The sequence below is a fragment of the Enterococcus innesii genome, assembly GCF_022846515.1.
In the GTDB taxonomy this organism is placed as follows: domain Bacteria; phylum Bacillota; class Bacilli; order Lactobacillales; family Enterococcaceae; genus Enterococcus_D; species Enterococcus_D innesii.
On record NZ_AP025635.1, the window covers coordinates 2,668,818 to 2,685,318 of the forward strand.

Genomic DNA, 16,501 nt, shown 5'->3' on the forward strand with positions numbered 1-16,501 from the left:
AAGAGATATAGGTGAAGGGACTTAAAACAGGAGGACAGCAATGGATTTTTTTATGCAAGAAGTCAAACTAATGCGGCGTATCCAAGAAATGGAGACATTGCGCTACCGAAACAAACAAGTGATTGAAACGTGGTACGTTCAAGAAGATCACATCAAAAGCGAAACCGAGCCGCCAGTTGATTTTTTAGGAAATCGAACCCTGCATATCGGGGATCGCTGGCAAGGAAGAGACCGCTATTTGTGGTTGCAGACAACCGTTAAGGTTCCGAATCAAGGATGCAACGCACTGGTATTAGATTTTGGGAAAACCGGTGGCGGGACGAATTCAGGATTTGAATCCCTGCTTTACATTGATGGTCAGCCAGTCCAAGGAATCGATTCAAACCATCAAGAATACCTATTAGAACCGCAAGAGTGCGGAAAAGCGCTGCAACTGAGTGTAAAATTATGGTCAGGACTTGAAGGCGGCGGAGAAGAACGGCTGTTGACTCATGAATTGAACCAAGCATTCTTAGGCTATCTAGATGCGAATACGAATGATTTTTATTATCTTTCAAAAATGATATTAGAAACTGTGAAACAGCTGGCTGAAGATCATGAGTACAGATATCGTCTGCTGTCAGTATTAAACGAGGCATGGTTGCTTGTAGATTGGCGAAAAAAAGGATCTGAGACATTTTATGAAAGTGTTCATCAAGCATTGGCATTTTTGCAAGAACAAATTGACCAACTGCCAAAAAATGATTTGATCCAGGTAACAGCTATCGGTCATACGCACATCGATTTGGCATGGCTTTGGCGGTTGAAACATACTCGTGAAAAAGCCATTCGCAGTTTCTCCACCGTACTGAAGTTAATGAAAGAATTTCCTGAATACGTCTTTTTACAAACTCAGCCGCAGCTGTATCAATTTTTAAAAGAAGATGCACCGGCCCTTTACCAGCAGATCAAAGAGCGGGTAAAAGAGGGACGTTGGGAAGTTGATGGTGCCATGTGGGTCGAAGCCGATTGCAACATTCCTAGTGGAGAATCATTGGTCCGCCAAATTTTGTATGGAAAAAAATTTATTAAAGAAGAGTTCGGGCAAGACAGTACGTATCTTTGGCTGCCTGATGTATTCGGGTACTCGTGGGCGTTGCCGCAGATTTTGAAAAAAAGCGGGATCAAAACGTTTATGACTACGAAGATCAGCTGGAATCAGTACAACCGGATGCCGAATGATACGTTTTTATGGAAAGGATTGGATGGTTCCGAAATTCTGACCCATTTTATCACGACACCGGTTCCCGGCGGTGGAAGTTGGACTGAAAAGTCTAATTGGTTTTATACGTATAATGGCACTTTATCGCCGGAAACCGTTTTAGGTTCTTATCGAGCATATCAAAACAAACCGTTGAATCAGCATTTGTTGATTTCCTATGGACATGGGGATGGCGGGGGTGGTGTAACCCGCGAAATGTTGGAAAATCGCCGAAAAATGGCTTCCATTCCAGGATTACCTACAGTCGAAACCGGCCGAGCAGATGCCTATTTTGAAACGCTCCATCAAACCATTGGAGCGAAAAAAGATCAGCTGCCGCTTTGGGATGGAGAATTGTACTTGGAGTATCACCGAGGGACATATACATCTCAAGCGTATATTAAAAAAATGAATCGCTTCTTTGAGATCAAGCTTCGGGAATTGGAGTGTTTGTATAGTCTCCAGTCCTTGACTGCCAACCGTCTTTACCCGGCAGCTGAATTTGAGCAATTGTGGAAAAATGTTTTAAAAAATCAATTTCATGATATCATTCCCGGCTCCTCCATTAAAGAAGTCTATCAAGATTATCAAAAAGAAGCACAAACAGATTATGCCCATCTGAAGCGGCTGCAAGAAGCGCTTCATACAGAAAACGGGCAACACGTGTTAGTGAATACAGCTGGCTGGCAACGAAAGACATTAGTGAAGATGACGCAGACGGAAAATGGGCAGACTGCAGAAGCGGGCATTGTTTCCGATTCTTGTATCTACAAATACGCAGAAATACCAGCTTTTAGTGTACGTCCGCTTGAAGAGTGCTTCCTTGCGCTTCCATCAAAAAAAGCAGTTGCGTATCACACTGACAGCCGCAGTTTAGAAACAGATTTCTATCAAGTAGAATGGAATAATGCTGGCCGTCTGATCCGTATTTTTGACAAAGAGTCCAAACAAGAAGTTCTTTCTGGTGAAGGAAATGTCTTCCAATTGTTTGAAGATAAGCCAATCAACTTTGATGCTTGGGACATTGATCTGTTTTATCAGGAAAAAATGACCGAGTTAAGCAGCAGTACTCTGAAGATGATCGAAAACAACGCCTTGTTTACGATCCTCGAGCATCAGTGTGAAATCGGAGAGTCGGTACTGAAACAGAAAATCTTCTTTTATCAGCACACCAAACGGATCGATTTTGTTACAGAAGTCGATTGGCAAGAACGGCAGCAGTTGCTGAAAGTCAAATTTGATGTAAACATTCGTACTTCAGAAGCGGTCTTCGATATTCAGCATGGCAATGTTAAACGCCCGACCCATTGGAATACAAGCTGGGATATTGCCAAGTTTGAAACCGTTGGCCATCAATGGGCGGATCTTTCTCAAGGGGATCGCGGTGTAGCACTTTTGAATGATTGTAAATATGGGTATGATATCAAAGGCAGTCAAATGCGTCTTTCCTTACTAAAAGGAGCAATCTATCCTGATCCGACGGCGGATATTGGCAAGCATCAGTTCACCTATAGTTTATTTCCTCATAAAGGCGATTTTGCTTTTGGAAAAGTTGTGGAAGAGGCATGGGAAATCAATGCACCGTTAACACAAGCGCACCTTAGTCATGATATTCTGCCGTTCGAATTAGATTCACAAGAAGGACTTGTCATTGATACATTGAAACAAGCCGAAGATCAAGAAGGGTGGATCTTGCGATGTTATGATCATCTCGGTGCAGATCGACGCTTCTCTTTGAAGTATCACGGATCAGGAACAATCCAGTGGCAGGAAACCAATATGATGGAAGAAGCAGCAAGTACTTGGCAATCCGCACCAATGGATGTTACCTTAACACCATATGAGGTGAAAACGCTTCGTATTCGGCGAATTGACGATAAAACGGTATAGTTGATGATTCTCAAACCTGGGTATTGACTAAAGCACTCATCATTAAAATATACGAAAAAAAAAGCATTTCTCAGTTGTTAGAGAAATGCTTTTTTTGTGACTATAAATCATCCGGCGTCATGATCATTGAAAGGATCATTGGATGACGTTCGGTTTTTTCAAATAGGAATGGCTGTAAAGCCGATGACATCGCTTCTCTTAATTTGTGCTCTGTTGGGTCTGGTTGGTTCAAGACTTCCCGCAACGCACGGAAGAGGATCTGCTGTGCTTCGTTGATCATCTCGCCGGATTCTCGCATGTAAACAAACCCACGCGAAAGGATATCTGGTCCAGCAAGGACTTCTTTCTTCGCCACATCGACTGTCGCTACTGCTAAGACGAGGCCTTCTTCTGAAAGAATGCGACGATCTCGTAAGACGACATTTCCGATATCACCGATACCGCTGCCGTCAACATAAACATCATTGGCATTGAAATGACCAGCCAAGCGAGCGGTATCCGCCGTTAAGGCCAACATGTCACCATTTTCCATAATGAAACAATTTTCTTTTGGTACACCGACATCTTGTGCCAATTGGGTGTGGTTGTTCAGCATCCGAAATTCCCCGTGGACAGGCATAAAGAATTTTGGTTTCATTAGACGCAACATCAGTTTTTGTTCTTCTTGGCCACCATGACCAGAAGTATGGATGTTGTTCAATTTTCCATGGATCACGTTTGCGCCAGCTTCCAACAGCAAGTTGATCAGCTGATTGACACTCGTGGTATTTCCTGGGATCGGTGAGCTTGAAAAAATCACGGTATCATCTGGATGAATTTGGATTTGACGGTGGGTCCCATTGGCAATCCGACTCAAAGCAGCCATTGGCTCTCCTTGTGAACCCGTACAAAGGATCATGGTTTCGTTTGCAGGCAAACGATTGATCTCATGAGATTCTACAAAGGTTCCATCCGGCACCTTGATATAGCCAAGGCGCTGTCCGTTGACGATCGCATTTTCCATACTGCGTCCAAAAACGGCGATTTTACGTCCAGTCGCAACCGCCGCATCTGCAGCTTGTTGGAGACGGAAAATGTTGGAGGCAAAGCTGGCAAAAATGATCCGACCATCGATTTTTTCAAAAATCTTTTGGATCGAGCTGCCGATCGTTTTTTCTGATTTGGTAAAGGTTGGAATTTCTGCATTGGTACTATCGGAAAGGAGGCAAAGGACACCTTCTTCACCAATTTTTGCCATTTTGTGCAAGTTTGCTGGTTCGCCCACAGGCGTAAAGTCAAACTTGAAATCGCCAGTTGCGACGATATTGCCAGAAGGCGTTTTGACAACGACACCTAAAGCATCAGGGATACTGTGGGTCGTTCGGAAGAAGCTGATGGACGTTTTACGGAAACGAATCACCGTATCTTCATTGATTTCGTGTAATTCTGCGTCTCGCAATAAGCCATGCTCATCTAATTTGTTGGTGATCAAAGCAAGTGCCAATGGTCCCGCATAGATCGGGATATTGGCTTCTCGCAACAAGTAAGGGATTCCGCCAATATGGTCTTCGTGACCATGAGTGACGATCAAGCCTTTGACTTTCGGTAAATTTTGAACGATGTAGCTATAATCGGAAATGACATAGTCGATCCCAAGCAGTTCATCTTCGGGGAATTTGATTCCCGCGTCAATTAAGATGATCTCATCTTGAAATTGAACCCCATAACAGTTTTTTCCGATTTCGCCAAGTCCACCGACGCCGAATACGCCAGTCTCATTATTTTTCAGCGAAACTTTCATCTTAAAACTCCGCTAATTTGAAATCAGCGTTTTCTTTTTCGTAAGATAAATGTTTTTCATCTAGTTCTTGAACGAACTCGATGTTGTATGGGGTATTTTGTTCAACCAGACGGCGTGCGATCACTGCATCGTCTGCTTCAATGTACAAAGAGTGGGTTTGTTCTCTCTTTGGGTTGCGGTCTTTTGTTTCTTGGTAATAAATTTTGTAAATCATATCTTTTCTCCTTTATCTGCTTTTCGCAGTAGTCTATTTGGTTGATGAATTCGCTGCATCACAAAATCGAGGTCCGAATAAAGTGACCTGAAAAGAAGGCTTCGAGAGCCGCTGCATGCTTTTTTCAGACAATCGTTGTGAGAAAAAAGAGAAAGCCTCGTCTTTGCTTTCCAAATGTCGTCATAAAAAATTCACCGGGTTTGTAAGTCGTTCCACTACAAGTATCCCTAGTTTATCACAGAAAAACGAATAAGTATAGAAACACGTCATTTTGAAAAGGCTTACTGAAAGAAAATGAAAGGACTATCCTCGAAGTTTACTTTTTTTCGCTGATAGTGCATTACAATAAGAATATTCCTATGCTATAGTAGAAGTAATGAAGTAAAAAAGGAGGGGATTTTTTGAAATTAATGTGGCACTATACGATGAGAAACAAAAAACTGCTGGTTTTTAATTTCATCTGTGTTTTTGGTTTTATTTTGATTGAATTAGGTTTGCCGACGTTATTGGCAAGAATGATCGACAAAGGGATCGCCGCTGGTGATCGCGACTACATATGGAAAATGGGTGCGGCGATGATCGCGATCACCATTGTGGGGATCACGATGAACATTTTGTTAGGCTATTTCACGTCACGTATCACCACTAACATTGTGGCAGATATTCGTGACGATCTTTTTGAAAAAGTCCAAGGCTATTCACATACTGAATATGAAAAAATCGGGGTTTCATCATTGATCACCCGTGTGACCAATGATGCGTATCAAATCATGCTGTTTATGCAAAGTATCTTACGGACGGGTTTGATGACACCCATGATGTTTGTGGTCAGCTTGTACATGGTCATGCGGACAAGTACACAACTAGGGTTGTATGTCTTGGGGGCATTGCCGATATTGCTGATGGCCGTCATCGCCATTGCCAAAATCTCGGAACCCTTATCCACCAAACAACAAGCCAATCTAGATAAAATCAATGGCATCTTGCGGGAAAATCTCTCTGGTTTACGAGTGATCCGTGCCTTCGTCAATGAAAAATTTGAAGAAAAACGCTTTGGCAAAGTCAACCAAGCCTATGCGTCTAGTTCTCGCAGTTTGTTTCGCTTGATGGCAACGGCACAACCGGGCTTTTTCTTCTTATTCAATATCGTGATGATCTTGATTATTTGGACGGGAAGTATTCAAATCGATCAAGGGCAGCTGCAAGTCGGTGACTTGATTGCATTTATCGAATACATCTTCCATGCGCTGTTTTCTTTCATGCTGTTTGCGACCGTCTTTACGATGTATCCACGAGCGGCGGTTTCTGCTCGCCGAATCCAAGAAGCGTTAGATGCGACTTCTGAAATCAAAGAGCCAGAACAGCCAGTGACAGAAACTAAGACGAAAGGCTTCTTGGAATTTAAAAATGTTACCTTTGCTTATCCAGGACATGCCCAAAGTCCAGTGATCCGTAATGTTAGCTTTACCGCTTCACCAGGGGAAACCGTGGCGTTTATCGGTAGTACCGGGAGCGGGAAATCAACCTTGATCCAATTGATCCCACGTTTTTACGACGTCAGTGAAGGCCAAGTCTTGGTGGATGGCGTTGACGTTCGGGATTACAGCTTAACGACGTTGCGCAACAAGATCGGGTTTATCCCTCAAAAAGCGTTGCTATTTACAGGGACGATCGCAGAAAATCTGCGCTATGGGAAAGAAGATGCCACGCAAGCAGAGCTGGAACGAGCGGCCGAGATTGCGCAAGCGGCAGATTTCATTTCTCGCACACCAGATGGCTTTGATGCTCACTTGGCAGAGGGCGGAACCAACTTCTCTGGCGGACAAAAACAACGTCTAGCGATTGCCCGTGCGGTGATCCGCCAACCAGAGATCTATATTTTTGATGATAGTTTTTCTGCATTGGATTACCAAACGGATGCAAAATTGCGGGCACGCTTGAAAAAAGAAACCACAGAATCGACCGTTTTGATCGTTGCTCAACGAGTAGGTACGATCATGAATGCCGATAAGATCGTCGTCTTGAACGAAGGCGATGTGGTTGGCATCGGCACCCACAAAGAACTGCTGCAAACTTGTCCAGTATACTACGACATTGCGGCGTCACAATTATCAGAGGAGGAGTTGGCACAATGAAAGCAATCTCTTCTTTAAAACGGTTAGGTGCTTACATCAAACCGTACAAAGTACAATTTATCCTAGTCTTGCTGTTTACTGTTGCCACCGTCGGCTTCAATGCGGCAATGCCATATGTTTCTGGATTGCCGACGACAGAGATCAGCCGCAACATCGCTGCAGGCGAAGGCGTTAATTTTGATTACGTGATCCTTTGCTTGATCTGGATCGCAGTCGTTGGTGTCGGTTACTGTTTCTCACAATTGATGTCAGGGCTGCTGATCACCAACGTTGTCCAATCGGCGATGCGAGATCTGCGGCAAGACATTGAAGAAAAAATCAATCGTTTGCCCGTTTCTTACTTCGACCGCAACCAACAAGGGAATATCTTGTCACGGGTGACCAATGACGTGGATGCCGTCAGCGGTGCAATGCAGCAAGCCTTGATCGGTATCGTCAATGCCTTCTTAGGAATCGTTATGGCGGTTTCCATGATGTTTTACATCAATACCTACATGGCATTGGTTTCATTGATCATGATCCCAGCCTCCTTATTGATTTCTCGCACGATCGTCAAAAAGTCGCAAAAAGACTTCCAAGGCATGCAAAATGCGTTAGGGGATCTGAACGGCTACGTACAAGAAAACATGACTGGATTCAGTGTCTTGAAAGTGTATGGACGGGAAAAGCAAACACTTGAAGGGTTTAAAAACGTTAACCACCAGTTGCGCTATTACGGCTTTCGTTCTGCCTTTGTGTCAGGATTGATGATGCCACTGGTGCAAATGACCGCGTACTTTACCTATATCGCAATGGCAGTCATGGGTAGTTTTTACGTAATCAGCGGTGTGATCGTTGTTGGTCAGCTGCAAGCGTTCATTCAATACATCTGGCAAGTCAGTCAGCCAATGGGGAATATAACCCAGTTGTCTTCTGTCTTGCAAAGTGCCTCAGCAGCAGCAAAACGGGTCTTTGAAATATTAGATGAGGAAGAAGAGCCAGTCAATCAAACCGATATCCAATTGCCAGAACAAATCAGAGGCGACGTGACCTTTGAACATGTCGGCTTTGCCTATGATCCGAAAAAACCGTTGATCAAAGACTTGAACTTTGAAGTCAAAGCTGGACAAACCGTGGCGATCGTGGGACCAACAGGTGCTGGGAAAACCACCTTGATCAATTTGTTGATGCGTTTTTATGATGTCAATGAAGGGGCCATCAAGATCGACGGTATCGACACGAAGAAGATGGAACGTCATGATGTCCGTTCATTGTTTGGGATGGTTTTACAAGATGCATGGTTGTATGAAGGCACGATCGGCGACAACATTCGCTTTGGGAAATTAGATGCCACCGATTATGAAGTCGTTGATGCAGCGAAAACCGCCAATGTCGATCACTTCATTCGTACGATGCCGGATGGCTACGAGATGATCATCAATTCTGAAGGCGATAATGTCTCTTTGGGACAAAAACAATTGTTGACCATCGCCCGGGCAGTCATCTCTGATCCAAAGATTTTGATTCTCGATGAAGCCACCAGTTCGGTGGACACCCGCTTAGAAGCGCTGATTCAAAAAGCAATGGATAAAGTGATGGAAGGTCGTACCAGCTTTGTGATCGCCCATCGTTTGTCAACGATTCGTGAAGCAGATCTGATCTTAGTAATGGATCAAGGATCGATCATTGAAAAAGGCAATCACGAAACCTTGTTGGCAGCTGGCGGCTTTTATAGCCAACTGTATCAAAGTCAATTTTCAGAAGAAGCCGAGTAAGCCGAAAAGAGCGTCCAGTCTGACTGGCGCTCTTTTTGCATTGTCGCAAGGGTGGTGCTATAGTGAAAAAAGAAAGCGCAGATCCCTTTATGGATTGGAAGGAGAAGTTGATGGACAAAGAACAATCAGGGAATGAAACCCACAAAACAGTTTCGCCCGCCTCGTTGCAAAGAACACCTTGTTTTGTGGCAAAAAATGCGACGATCGTAGGAAACGTGACTCTAGGAAAAGAGAGTACGGTCTGGTTTCAAGCAGTGATTCGAGGCGATGCCAATCGCATCGAAATCGGCGCGCGTACCAATATTCAAGATGGAACGATCATCCACGTTGATCACGATGCCCCGACGATCGTGGAAGACGATGTGACTGTTGGGCATCAGTGTATGCTTCATGGCTGCACCATCAAAAAAGGGGCGCTGATCGGCATGAGCTCGATCGTTTTGAATCATGCAGTGATCGGCGAAAATAGTTTGTTAGGTGCCGGTTCGTTAGTGACGGAAGGAACCGTCATTCCGCCTAATGTGTTGGCGTTTGGTCGTCCGGCACGAGTGATCCGCCCGTTGACAGAAGAAGAAATCGCCAAAAATCAGGCAAACATCACGCATTACGTGGAAAATGGGTATGCTTACCAACAAGGCCAATATGGCGAAGTCTGACGCCGAATCCAAAGACGCAAAAAGGTGTACGAATTGCTTCGTACACCTTTTTTATGCAAGCTTATTTCAATTTGTTTGATTCCATGATCTCGTCGATCAAGCCGTAGTCTTTGGCTTCTTGTGCGGTCATGAAGTTGTCGCGATCGGTGTCACGTTCAATCACTTCGATTGGTTGACCAGTACGTTCTGACAAGATTTTGTTCAGACGTTCGCGGGTTGCCAAAATGTGGCGGGCAGCAATTTCAATCTCAGTTGCTTGACCTTGTGCGCCACCTAATGGTTGGTGAATCATGATTTCGGCATTTGGTAACGCAAAACGTTTGCCTTTTTCACCAGCGGTCAATAAGAATGAACCCATAGAAGCAGCCATCCCCATAACGATGGTTTGAACATCGGCTTTGATAAAGTTCATGGTATCAAAGATCGCTAGACCAGCAGTAACGCTTCCGCCCGGCGAGTTGATGTACAAGTAGATGTCTTTTTCAGAATCTTGCGCGTCTAAGAATAAAAGCTGAGCAATGATTGAGTTTGCTAAGTCATCGGTTACTTGACCACTCAACATAATGATCCGGTCTTTTAATAGACGAGAATAGATGTCATACGCTCTTTCACCGCGAGATGATTGTTCAATGACTGTAGGAATTAAATTCATAGTGATAGTCCTCCTAAAAATCGTTATAGATATAGTTTAGCATAAAGTTTTCGCAATATCTAAGAGATAGTATACCGATTAGGTCAAGAAAGGTCAAATAAAAAGTTCGTTATCTTTTTTGCGAAACTTTCAAATATGATACAATATGAAAAAAGGAATGAGGAAGGATCGAAGAATGGCAGTAGCAATAGCAGGTTTGATCGGCGTCTTAGTGGGCGCATTGTTAGTAACCATCATTTTTAATTTACGCATTCGGTATGAGGAACAAAAAGAAAAACAACGCCGTTTGTTGGAGCATAAAGTCAAAGAAATCGAAACGCTGGTTTTATTGAATCAAAAAATCAGTGAGATTCTACAAAAACGGGTCATGCTGATGGATGAGTATGTCAGCTTTGATGCCTTTGACGACTGTTATATCACCATCGATGATTTTGCCTATCTACAATCTTTTGCGGCGCAAAACAGTTTTTATCTACCGAATTTTTTCTTGGAAGAATTTTTCAAAAAAATCGGGACACGTCGGGTGATTTTATCCCCAGAGGAAATCGTTAAGATCGGTGGGTATACCTATAAAGGCGGTCGGATCATTATGGAAAATTTCCTTGATCAATTGGTTGAAATGGTCAATGAGCGTAAAAACCAAATGAAAAACATGACGAGCGAACCGTTGACGTATTTTTCAAAAACGATTTGATCCTACTGGTCAGCCATTTGCCTTGGTTAAGGCAACCGTACCAGAGTATCGACGGTTGCGCTTTTTTAACTGATCACACACACTCTTACTGCGATCATAGTAAGGGTGTTTTTCTTTGACCGAAACAAAGCGCTATTATTTATTAAGAGGTTCGAAACAAACAGAGGCTTTTTGGTTCTAGCAGATTCCATGGTAAAATAAAGAGTGAGAATGGAGTGAAAGAATGATGGTACAAATCGTTGCCCACCGCGGGAGTAGCGGCAACCGACCTGAAAACACGCTACCAGCATTTGCGGAAGCGGTGCGGGTCAAAGCTGATATCATTGAGTTAGATGTACATCTATCAAAAGATGGCGGCTTGATTGTCATGCATGATGAAACGGTTGATCGAACGACCAACGGCAAAGGTCGGATCTGTGACCTGACGGTTGCTGAACTAAAAGAACTCAATGCTGGCAGCTGGTTTTCTGAGGAATTCCAAGCCGCCAAAGTCCCCACGCTAAAAGAAGTGTTGGATTTACTTGCAGCGAAGAATTATCGTGGTATTTTGACGATCGAATTAAAAACCGATCATTATGAGTATGAAGGAATCGAAGCCAAAGTATCCGACTTATTGAATAGCCAAGAATGGCCCTTTACTCATTGGTATTGTTCCTTCAATATCGAGACTTTGGATCGGATGCATGCGATCGAACCGGATGCGATCCTTGATTTTATTATGGGACGCGGGGAAGACAAACCACCGTTGGCGCTCAGCCGACCGTATATCGAAGGAATTCATCCGGCCTATCGCTGGGTCCAAGAGACAGCGACGGTCTTGACTGATTTTCCGATTGCGATCCGTCCGTGGACTGTCAATGAAGAAGCGGCGATTCGCACCTGCTTGGCTTTGGGGTTGACCGGGATCATCACCGATTTTCCAGAAAACGCTCGGGCAATTGTGCAGCAGGTCCGCGAGGAAACAAAAGGATGAAAAAAGTCTTAGTGATCGTGGGACCGACCGCAGTCGGTAAAACCGCCTTGAGTATCCAATTAGCTCAAAAATACCATGGGGAGATTATCAGCGGGGATTCCATGCAAATTTATCGACAATTAGATATCGGTACCGCCAAAGTGACGAAGGAAGAAATGGCAGGGATTCCTCATCATTTGATCGATATTCGTGCAATGACGGAAACGTATTCTGCCGCTGATTTCCAGCAAATGGGACGTGAAGCCATTGAGACGATCCAGCAACAAGGAAAGTTGCCGATCGTTGTGGGGGGGACAGGACTATACATCCAAGCGCTTTTGTATGACTTTCGTTTAGGAGTAGAAGAAGGCGACCCAACGATTCGTCAGCGCTATGAACAAGAAGCAGCAGCCATCGGCAAAGAAGCTCTATGGCAAAAGTTGCAGGCGGTCGATCCCTTGGCAGCATCGAAGATCCACTACAACAATGAGCGGAAAGTGATTCGTGCGTTGGAGGTTTTTGAAATGACTGGCGAAAGTATTGCTGCACCAAAAGAAACACCGCAAGTTTTGTACGATTTCTTCATGATTGGTTTAACCACTGAGCGAGAAGTGTTATACCAGCGAATCAATCAGCGAGTGGACTTAATGATGGATCAAGGCTTGATCGAAGAAGCAAAAGCTGTTTTGCAGTATCCAGAAACGCAAGCCGCCAAAGGGATCGGCTACAAGGAATTTTTGCCCTATTTTCACGGGCAGGCCACATTGGATGAAACCATTGAGCAAATCAAGCAAAACTCACGCCGCTACGCCAAGCGGCAGCTGACGTGGTTCAATAACCGAGCACAGCCCCGATGGATTGATTTAGTGAGACAACCTGAAGAACAACGTACCCTTGAAACAGAAATCGACCAATGGTTGGAGGAGAAAAGATGAGCCAAGAACGTGTGATTCTTGTCGGAGTAGAAACGGAGAAAAACTATCTTCATTTTGATTCGTCAATGAAAGAATTGAAAAGCTTAACAAAAACCGCCAATGGCGAAGTTGTTTTTTCACTGGTGCAAAAACGGCAGCAAGTCGATCGACAAACCGTGATTGGCAAGGGGAAAGTTGCGGAATTGCAGCAGTTGGCAGAAGCACATGAAGCAGATCTAGTGATCTTCAATCATGAACTGACACCAAGGCAAAGCCAGTTGATTGGTGATGCGCTAGAAGTGCCAGTGATTGATCGCGTCCAGCTGATCCTCGATATATTTGCGATGCGTGCCCGTTCCAAAGAAGGAAAGCTGCAAGTAGAATTGGCGCAGCTGGATTATTTGCTTCCACGCTTGATAGGGCAAGGAAAGAACATGTCTCGGCTAGGGGGCGGAATCGGAACGAGAGGGCCAGGGGAAACCAAGCTGGAGACTGATCGTCGACACATCCGCAACCGCATCACCATCATCAAACGGGAATTGAAGGAAGTGGCAGCCCATCGAGACCGGACACGCCAAAAGCGCAAAGACAGCCAAGTCTTTCAAATGGGCTTGATTGGTTATACCAATGCTGGAAAATCAACTATTTTAAACATTTTGACCAGTGCGGATACGTATGAGCAAGACCAGTTGTTTGCGACACTCGATCCTTTGACGAAACGCTGGCGGATGCCAGAAGGATTCGAAGTCACCATTACCGATACGGTTGGTTTTATCCAAGAATTGCCGACTCAATTGATCGATGCGTTTCATTCCACACTGGAGGAAAGTCAAAACATGGACTTCTTGCTGCATGTCGTCGATGCCAGTTCCGAAGAACGGGTCCAGCAAGAGGAGACGGTCTTAAAATTAATGGAGGAACTTTCTTTGACCCAATTACCGATGTTGACGGTCTACAATAAGGCGGATCGCATCGACGCCGATCAGTTTGTCCCAACACTATTTCCCAACGTCTTGATCTCGGCAAAGAGTACCAAAGGCAAAGAACGCTTGACTCAGGCGATCAAAATGGAATTGATGCAGATCATGCAGCCTTATCATCTAGTGCTGCAAGCCGATGAAGGCAATGCGCTGAATCGCTTAAAACGGGAGTCACTAGTGTTGAGTAATGCCTTCGATGAAGCAACACAGACCTATCATATCAAAGGATTTGCGCTGGAGGATACCTATCCACTACGCAGAATGGCGCAAGAACAGGAATAAGCAGAAACGGTGCAGCCGATGCACCGTTTTTTTTTTGGTGACAAAATTATGGGAGCATAAGTGGTTTGGCTTCCTTCGAGTGCAAAACCCGAACGTTTTTGGCTAAAGCATCATTTCTTCCAGAAAAAGGACTGCTTGAACATGCGATCAAATCAAGGACCTAATGAAAAAATCAAAAAAATTTGCATTCATGTCACTTTTTCTAACATGAGGGGTTGACACGCAAAAAAAGAATTGGTATAGTTTCCATAAAGTTACGCAGCATCATTGAAACGGAGGGGAGCCAAGTTATGCGGGAAAAAGAATTGCGGCGCTCAATGTCAGTCTTTCCTATCGGAACAGTCATGAAATTGACCGATCTCACCGCCCGTCAAATTCGTTATTACGAAGAACAAGAATTGATTCACCCGGAACGCAGCGATGGCAATCGACGTATGTATTCGCTGAATGATATTGATACCTTGCTAGAGATCAAAGACTATCTTTCCGATGGACTGAACATGGCTGGGATCAAACGAGTTTATGAAATGAAAGTTGCCAAAGAAAAAGAAGCGAAGAACAAACCGCCGCTGACCGATGAAGATGTTCGTCGAATTTTTTATGATGAACTCTTGGCTCAAGGTGGATTGAATCAACAACAGCCATACCAGCAAAAAGGTCCACGAATGTAGAACACTTGTAGATCATTGCTGTGATATAAAAAAAGAATTGGGAAAAAGGAAGGGATACTATGCCAAAATTTGAAAGAACTGCCGAAGACATCAAACAAATCGTAAAGGATGAGAACGTGCGCTTTTTACGCTTGATGTTTACTGATATTTTAGGAACAAACAAGAACGTTGAAGTACCTGTAAGCCAATTAGATAAAGTACTGGAAAACAAAATGATGTTTGACGGTTCTTCTATTGAAGGATTTGTCCGTATTGAAGAAAGTGACATGTATCTATATCCTGATTTGTCGACCTGGATGATCTTCCCTTGGGAAAGTGAACATGGCAAAGTGGCTCGCTTGATCTGTGATATCTACAATCCAGATGGCACCCCATTTGCAGGCGACCCTCGCGGCAACTTAAAACGGGCATTAGCGGACATGCAATCCCTTGGTTTTACTTCTTTCAATCTTGGACCAGAACCAGAATTTTTCCTATTCAAATTAGATGAAGCAGGCGAAATCACAACTGAATTAAACGACAAAGGCGGCTACTTCGATTTTGCCCCAACCGATCTAGGGGAAAACTGCCGTCGCGATATCGTATTAGAATTAGAAAGCCTTGGCTTTGAAGTTGAAGCGTCTCACCATGAGGTGGCACCAGGGCAACACGAGATCGACTTTAAATATGCGGATGCAGTGGAAGCATGTGACAACATCCAAACCTTCAAACTTGTCGTGAAAACTATTGCTCGTAAACACGGCTTGCATGCAACCTTCATGCCAAAACCATTATTCGGCATCAACGGTTCAGGCATGCACTGCAACATGTCCTTGTTCAAAGGCGATGAAAATGTCTTCTTTGATGAAGAAGGACCAATGCAATTAAGCCAAACAGCGTATCACTTCTTAGGCGGTTTGATTGAACACGCCCGTGCTTACACAGCTGTCTGCAATCCAACTGTCAACTCTTACAAACGCTTAGTGCCAGGTTACGAAGCGCCTGTATACGTAGCGTGGTCAGGACGCAACCGTTCACCACTGATCCGGGTACCAGAATCAAGAGGCTTGTCAACGCGTTTGGAATTGCGTTCGGTTGACCCATCAGCCAACCCATACTTAGCCATGGCTGTTTTACTGCAAGCTGGACTTGATGGCGTTAGACGTGAGTTGACACCACCACCAGCTGTCGACCGCAACATCTACATCATGAACGAAACAGAACGGGCAGAAGCACAAATCGAAGATCTGCCATCAACGATTCACAATGCCATCAAAGCATTGCGCAAAGACCAAGTGATGATCGATGCCTTAGGCAAACACATCTATGCCAACTTTGTCGAAGCAAAACGATTAGAATGGGCAGCCTTCCGCCAAACAGTCTCCGAGTGGGAAAGAGAACAATACTTGGAACTCTATTAAAATCGAAAAAAAAGCCGCTAGAGATAAACAATCTAGCGGTTTTTTTATGATGAACTCAGCTTTTATCCTAATGATTCTCGGTTTATTTATTTCCGATAGTCAATAGCTACTTGATCAAAGCTTGAGCAGAAAAAACCTTGCGAAGCTAAAGCGGTTCTGTCTATAAGAAGCGTAAATCTTGCCTGACCATTGAGAAAAAATAAAAAATACCAGTCGGGCGAGGACTGGTAAGAGGAAGAAAAATAGTTTTGGTATAACGTTAGCATAGACCGTCAAAGTAAAATGAA

The 16,501-nt window shown here is 44.1% G+C and carries 13 protein-coding genes; 10 read left to right on the top strand and 3 right to left on the bottom strand.

Annotated features, from left to right (window positions below; all coding sequences use genetic code 11):
• Positions 1-40: 40 nt before the first annotated feature.
• Positions 41-3,130 carry an alpha-mannosidase gene (locus tag ENLAB_RS12480; RefSeq protein WP_244351356.1) on the top strand — a complete coding sequence of 1,030 codons (3,090 nt, stop codon included), beginning with the start codon at positions 41-43 and terminating at the stop codon, positions 3,128-3,130.
• Positions 3,131-3,230: 100 nt separating this feature from the next.
• On the opposite strand, the gene rnjA is transcribed toward ENLAB_RS12480, so the two are convergent.
• A complete protein-coding gene (rnjA, locus tag ENLAB_RS12485) occupies positions 3,231-4,910 on the bottom strand; it encodes a ribonuclease J1 (protein ID WP_244351358.1) in 1,680 nt (559 codons plus the stop codon).
• Position 4,911: 1 nt separating this feature from the next.
• Complete coding sequence (locus tag ENLAB_RS12490; protein ID WP_244351360.1) at positions 4,912-5,124, bottom strand: DNA-directed RNA polymerase subunit epsilon; 213 nt, start codon at positions 5,122-5,124, stop codon at positions 4,912-4,914.
• A gap of 401 nt (positions 5,125-5,525) precedes the next feature.
• On the opposite strand from ENLAB_RS12490, the gene ENLAB_RS12495 reads away from it, so the two are divergent.
• The 3 genes from ENLAB_RS12495 (at position 5,526) to ENLAB_RS12505 (ending at position 9,669) form a co-directional block, all read left to right on the top strand.
• Positions 5,526-7,259, top strand: coding sequence for an ABC transporter ATP-binding protein (locus tag ENLAB_RS12495; RefSeq protein WP_010747462.1), 1,734 nt, complete (start codon positions 5,526-5,528; stop codon positions 7,257-7,259).
• Entirely contained in the window at positions 7,256-9,013 is a 1,758-nt protein-coding gene (locus ENLAB_RS12500; RefSeq protein ID WP_005225159.1) for an ABC transporter ATP-binding protein, read from the top strand. Before ENLAB_RS12495 ends, ENLAB_RS12500 begins: the two co-directional genes overlap by 4 nt.
• 62 nt (positions 9,014-9,075) lie before the next feature.
• Positions 9,076-9,669 (top strand): gamma carbonic anhydrase family protein, encoded by a 594-nt coding sequence (locus ENLAB_RS12505; RefSeq protein WP_439711689.1) that lies wholly within the window; start codon positions 9,076-9,078, stop codon positions 9,667-9,669.
• A 61-nt stretch (positions 9,670-9,730) separates the two neighbouring features.
• On the opposite strand, the gene clpP is transcribed toward ENLAB_RS12505, so the two are convergent.
• Positions 9,731-10,321: an ATP-dependent Clp endopeptidase proteolytic subunit ClpP gene (gene clpP / locus ENLAB_RS12510; protein WP_005225161.1), complete on the bottom strand. Its 591-nt coding sequence runs from the start codon at positions 10,319-10,321 to the stop codon at positions 9,731-9,733.
• 175 nt (positions 10,322-10,496) lie between these two features.
• Between clpP and ENLAB_RS12515 the strand changes: the two genes are divergently transcribed.
• The 6 genes from ENLAB_RS12515 to glnA all read left to right on the top strand — a co-directional run bounded on the left by ENLAB_RS12515 (position 10,497) and on the right by glnA (position 16,214).
• Positions 10,497-11,015, top strand: a complete 519-nt coding sequence (locus ENLAB_RS12515) for a hypothetical protein (RefSeq protein WP_244351362.1) — start codon at positions 10,497-10,499, stop codon at positions 11,013-11,015.
• Between the two features lie 223 nt (positions 11,016-11,238).
• Positions 11,239-11,988, top strand: coding sequence for a glycerophosphodiester phosphodiesterase (locus ENLAB_RS12520; protein WP_016611940.1), 750 nt, complete (start codon positions 11,239-11,241; stop codon positions 11,986-11,988).
• Entirely contained in the window at positions 11,985-12,902 is a 918-nt protein-coding gene (miaA, locus tag ENLAB_RS12525; protein WP_244351364.1) for a tRNA (adenosine(37)-N6)-dimethylallyltransferase MiaA, read from the top strand. The genes ENLAB_RS12520 and miaA overlap by 4 nt, the downstream gene beginning before the upstream one ends.
• Positions 12,899-14,143: a GTPase HflX gene (hflX, locus tag ENLAB_RS12530; protein ID WP_005225165.1), complete on the top strand. Its 1,245-nt coding sequence runs from the start codon at positions 12,899-12,901 to the stop codon at positions 14,141-14,143. The genes miaA and hflX overlap by 4 nt, the downstream gene beginning before the upstream one ends.
• A 290-nt stretch (positions 14,144-14,433) precedes the next feature.
• Positions 14,434-14,814 (top strand): MerR family transcriptional regulator, encoded by a 381-nt coding sequence (locus tag ENLAB_RS12535; protein ID WP_005225166.1) that lies wholly within the window; start codon positions 14,434-14,436, stop codon positions 14,812-14,814.
• A 59-nt stretch (positions 14,815-14,873) separates the two neighbouring features.
• Entirely contained in the window at positions 14,874-16,214 is a 1,341-nt protein-coding gene (gene glnA, locus ENLAB_RS12540; protein WP_005225167.1) for a type I glutamate--ammonia ligase, read from the top strand.
• Positions 16,215-16,501 lie beyond the last annotated feature (287 nt).

Coding starts and splice junctions, on each gene's coding strand:
- hflX (WP_005225165.1), top strand. CDS start 12,899: ATGAGCCAAGAACGTGTGATTCTTGTCGGAGTAGAAACGGAGAAAAAC.
- ENLAB_RS12515 (WP_244351362.1), top strand. CDS start 10,497: ATGGCAGTAGCAATAGCAGGTTTGATCGGCGTCTTAGTGGGCGCATTG.
- ENLAB_RS12480 (WP_244351356.1), top strand. CDS start 41: ATGGATTTTTTTATGCAAGAAGTCAAACTAATGCGGCGTATCCAAGAA.
- glnA (WP_005225167.1), top strand. CDS start 14,874: ATGCCAAAATTTGAAAGAACTGCCGAAGACATCAAACAAATCGTAAAG.
- ENLAB_RS12520 (WP_016611940.1), top strand. CDS start 11,239: ATGATGGTACAAATCGTTGCCCACCGCGGGAGTAGCGGCAACCGACCT.
- ENLAB_RS12500 (WP_005225159.1), top strand. CDS start 7,256: ATGAAAGCAATCTCTTCTTTAAAACGGTTAGGTGCTTACATCAAACCG.
- ENLAB_RS12535 (WP_005225166.1), top strand. CDS start 14,434: ATGCGGGAAAAAGAATTGCGGCGCTCAATGTCAGTCTTTCCTATCGGA.
- miaA (WP_244351364.1), top strand. CDS start 11,985: ATGAAAAAAGTCTTAGTGATCGTGGGACCGACCGCAGTCGGTAAAACC.
- clpP (WP_005225161.1), bottom strand. CDS start 10,321: ATGAATTTAATTCCTACAGTCATTGAACAATCATCTCGCGGTGAAAGA.
- rnjA (WP_244351358.1), bottom strand. CDS start 4,910: ATGAAAGTTTCGCTGAAAAATAATGAGACTGGCGTATTCGGCGTCGGT.
- ENLAB_RS12490 (WP_244351360.1), bottom strand. CDS start 5,124: ATGATTTACAAAATTTATTACCAAGAAACAAAAGACCGCAACCCAAAG.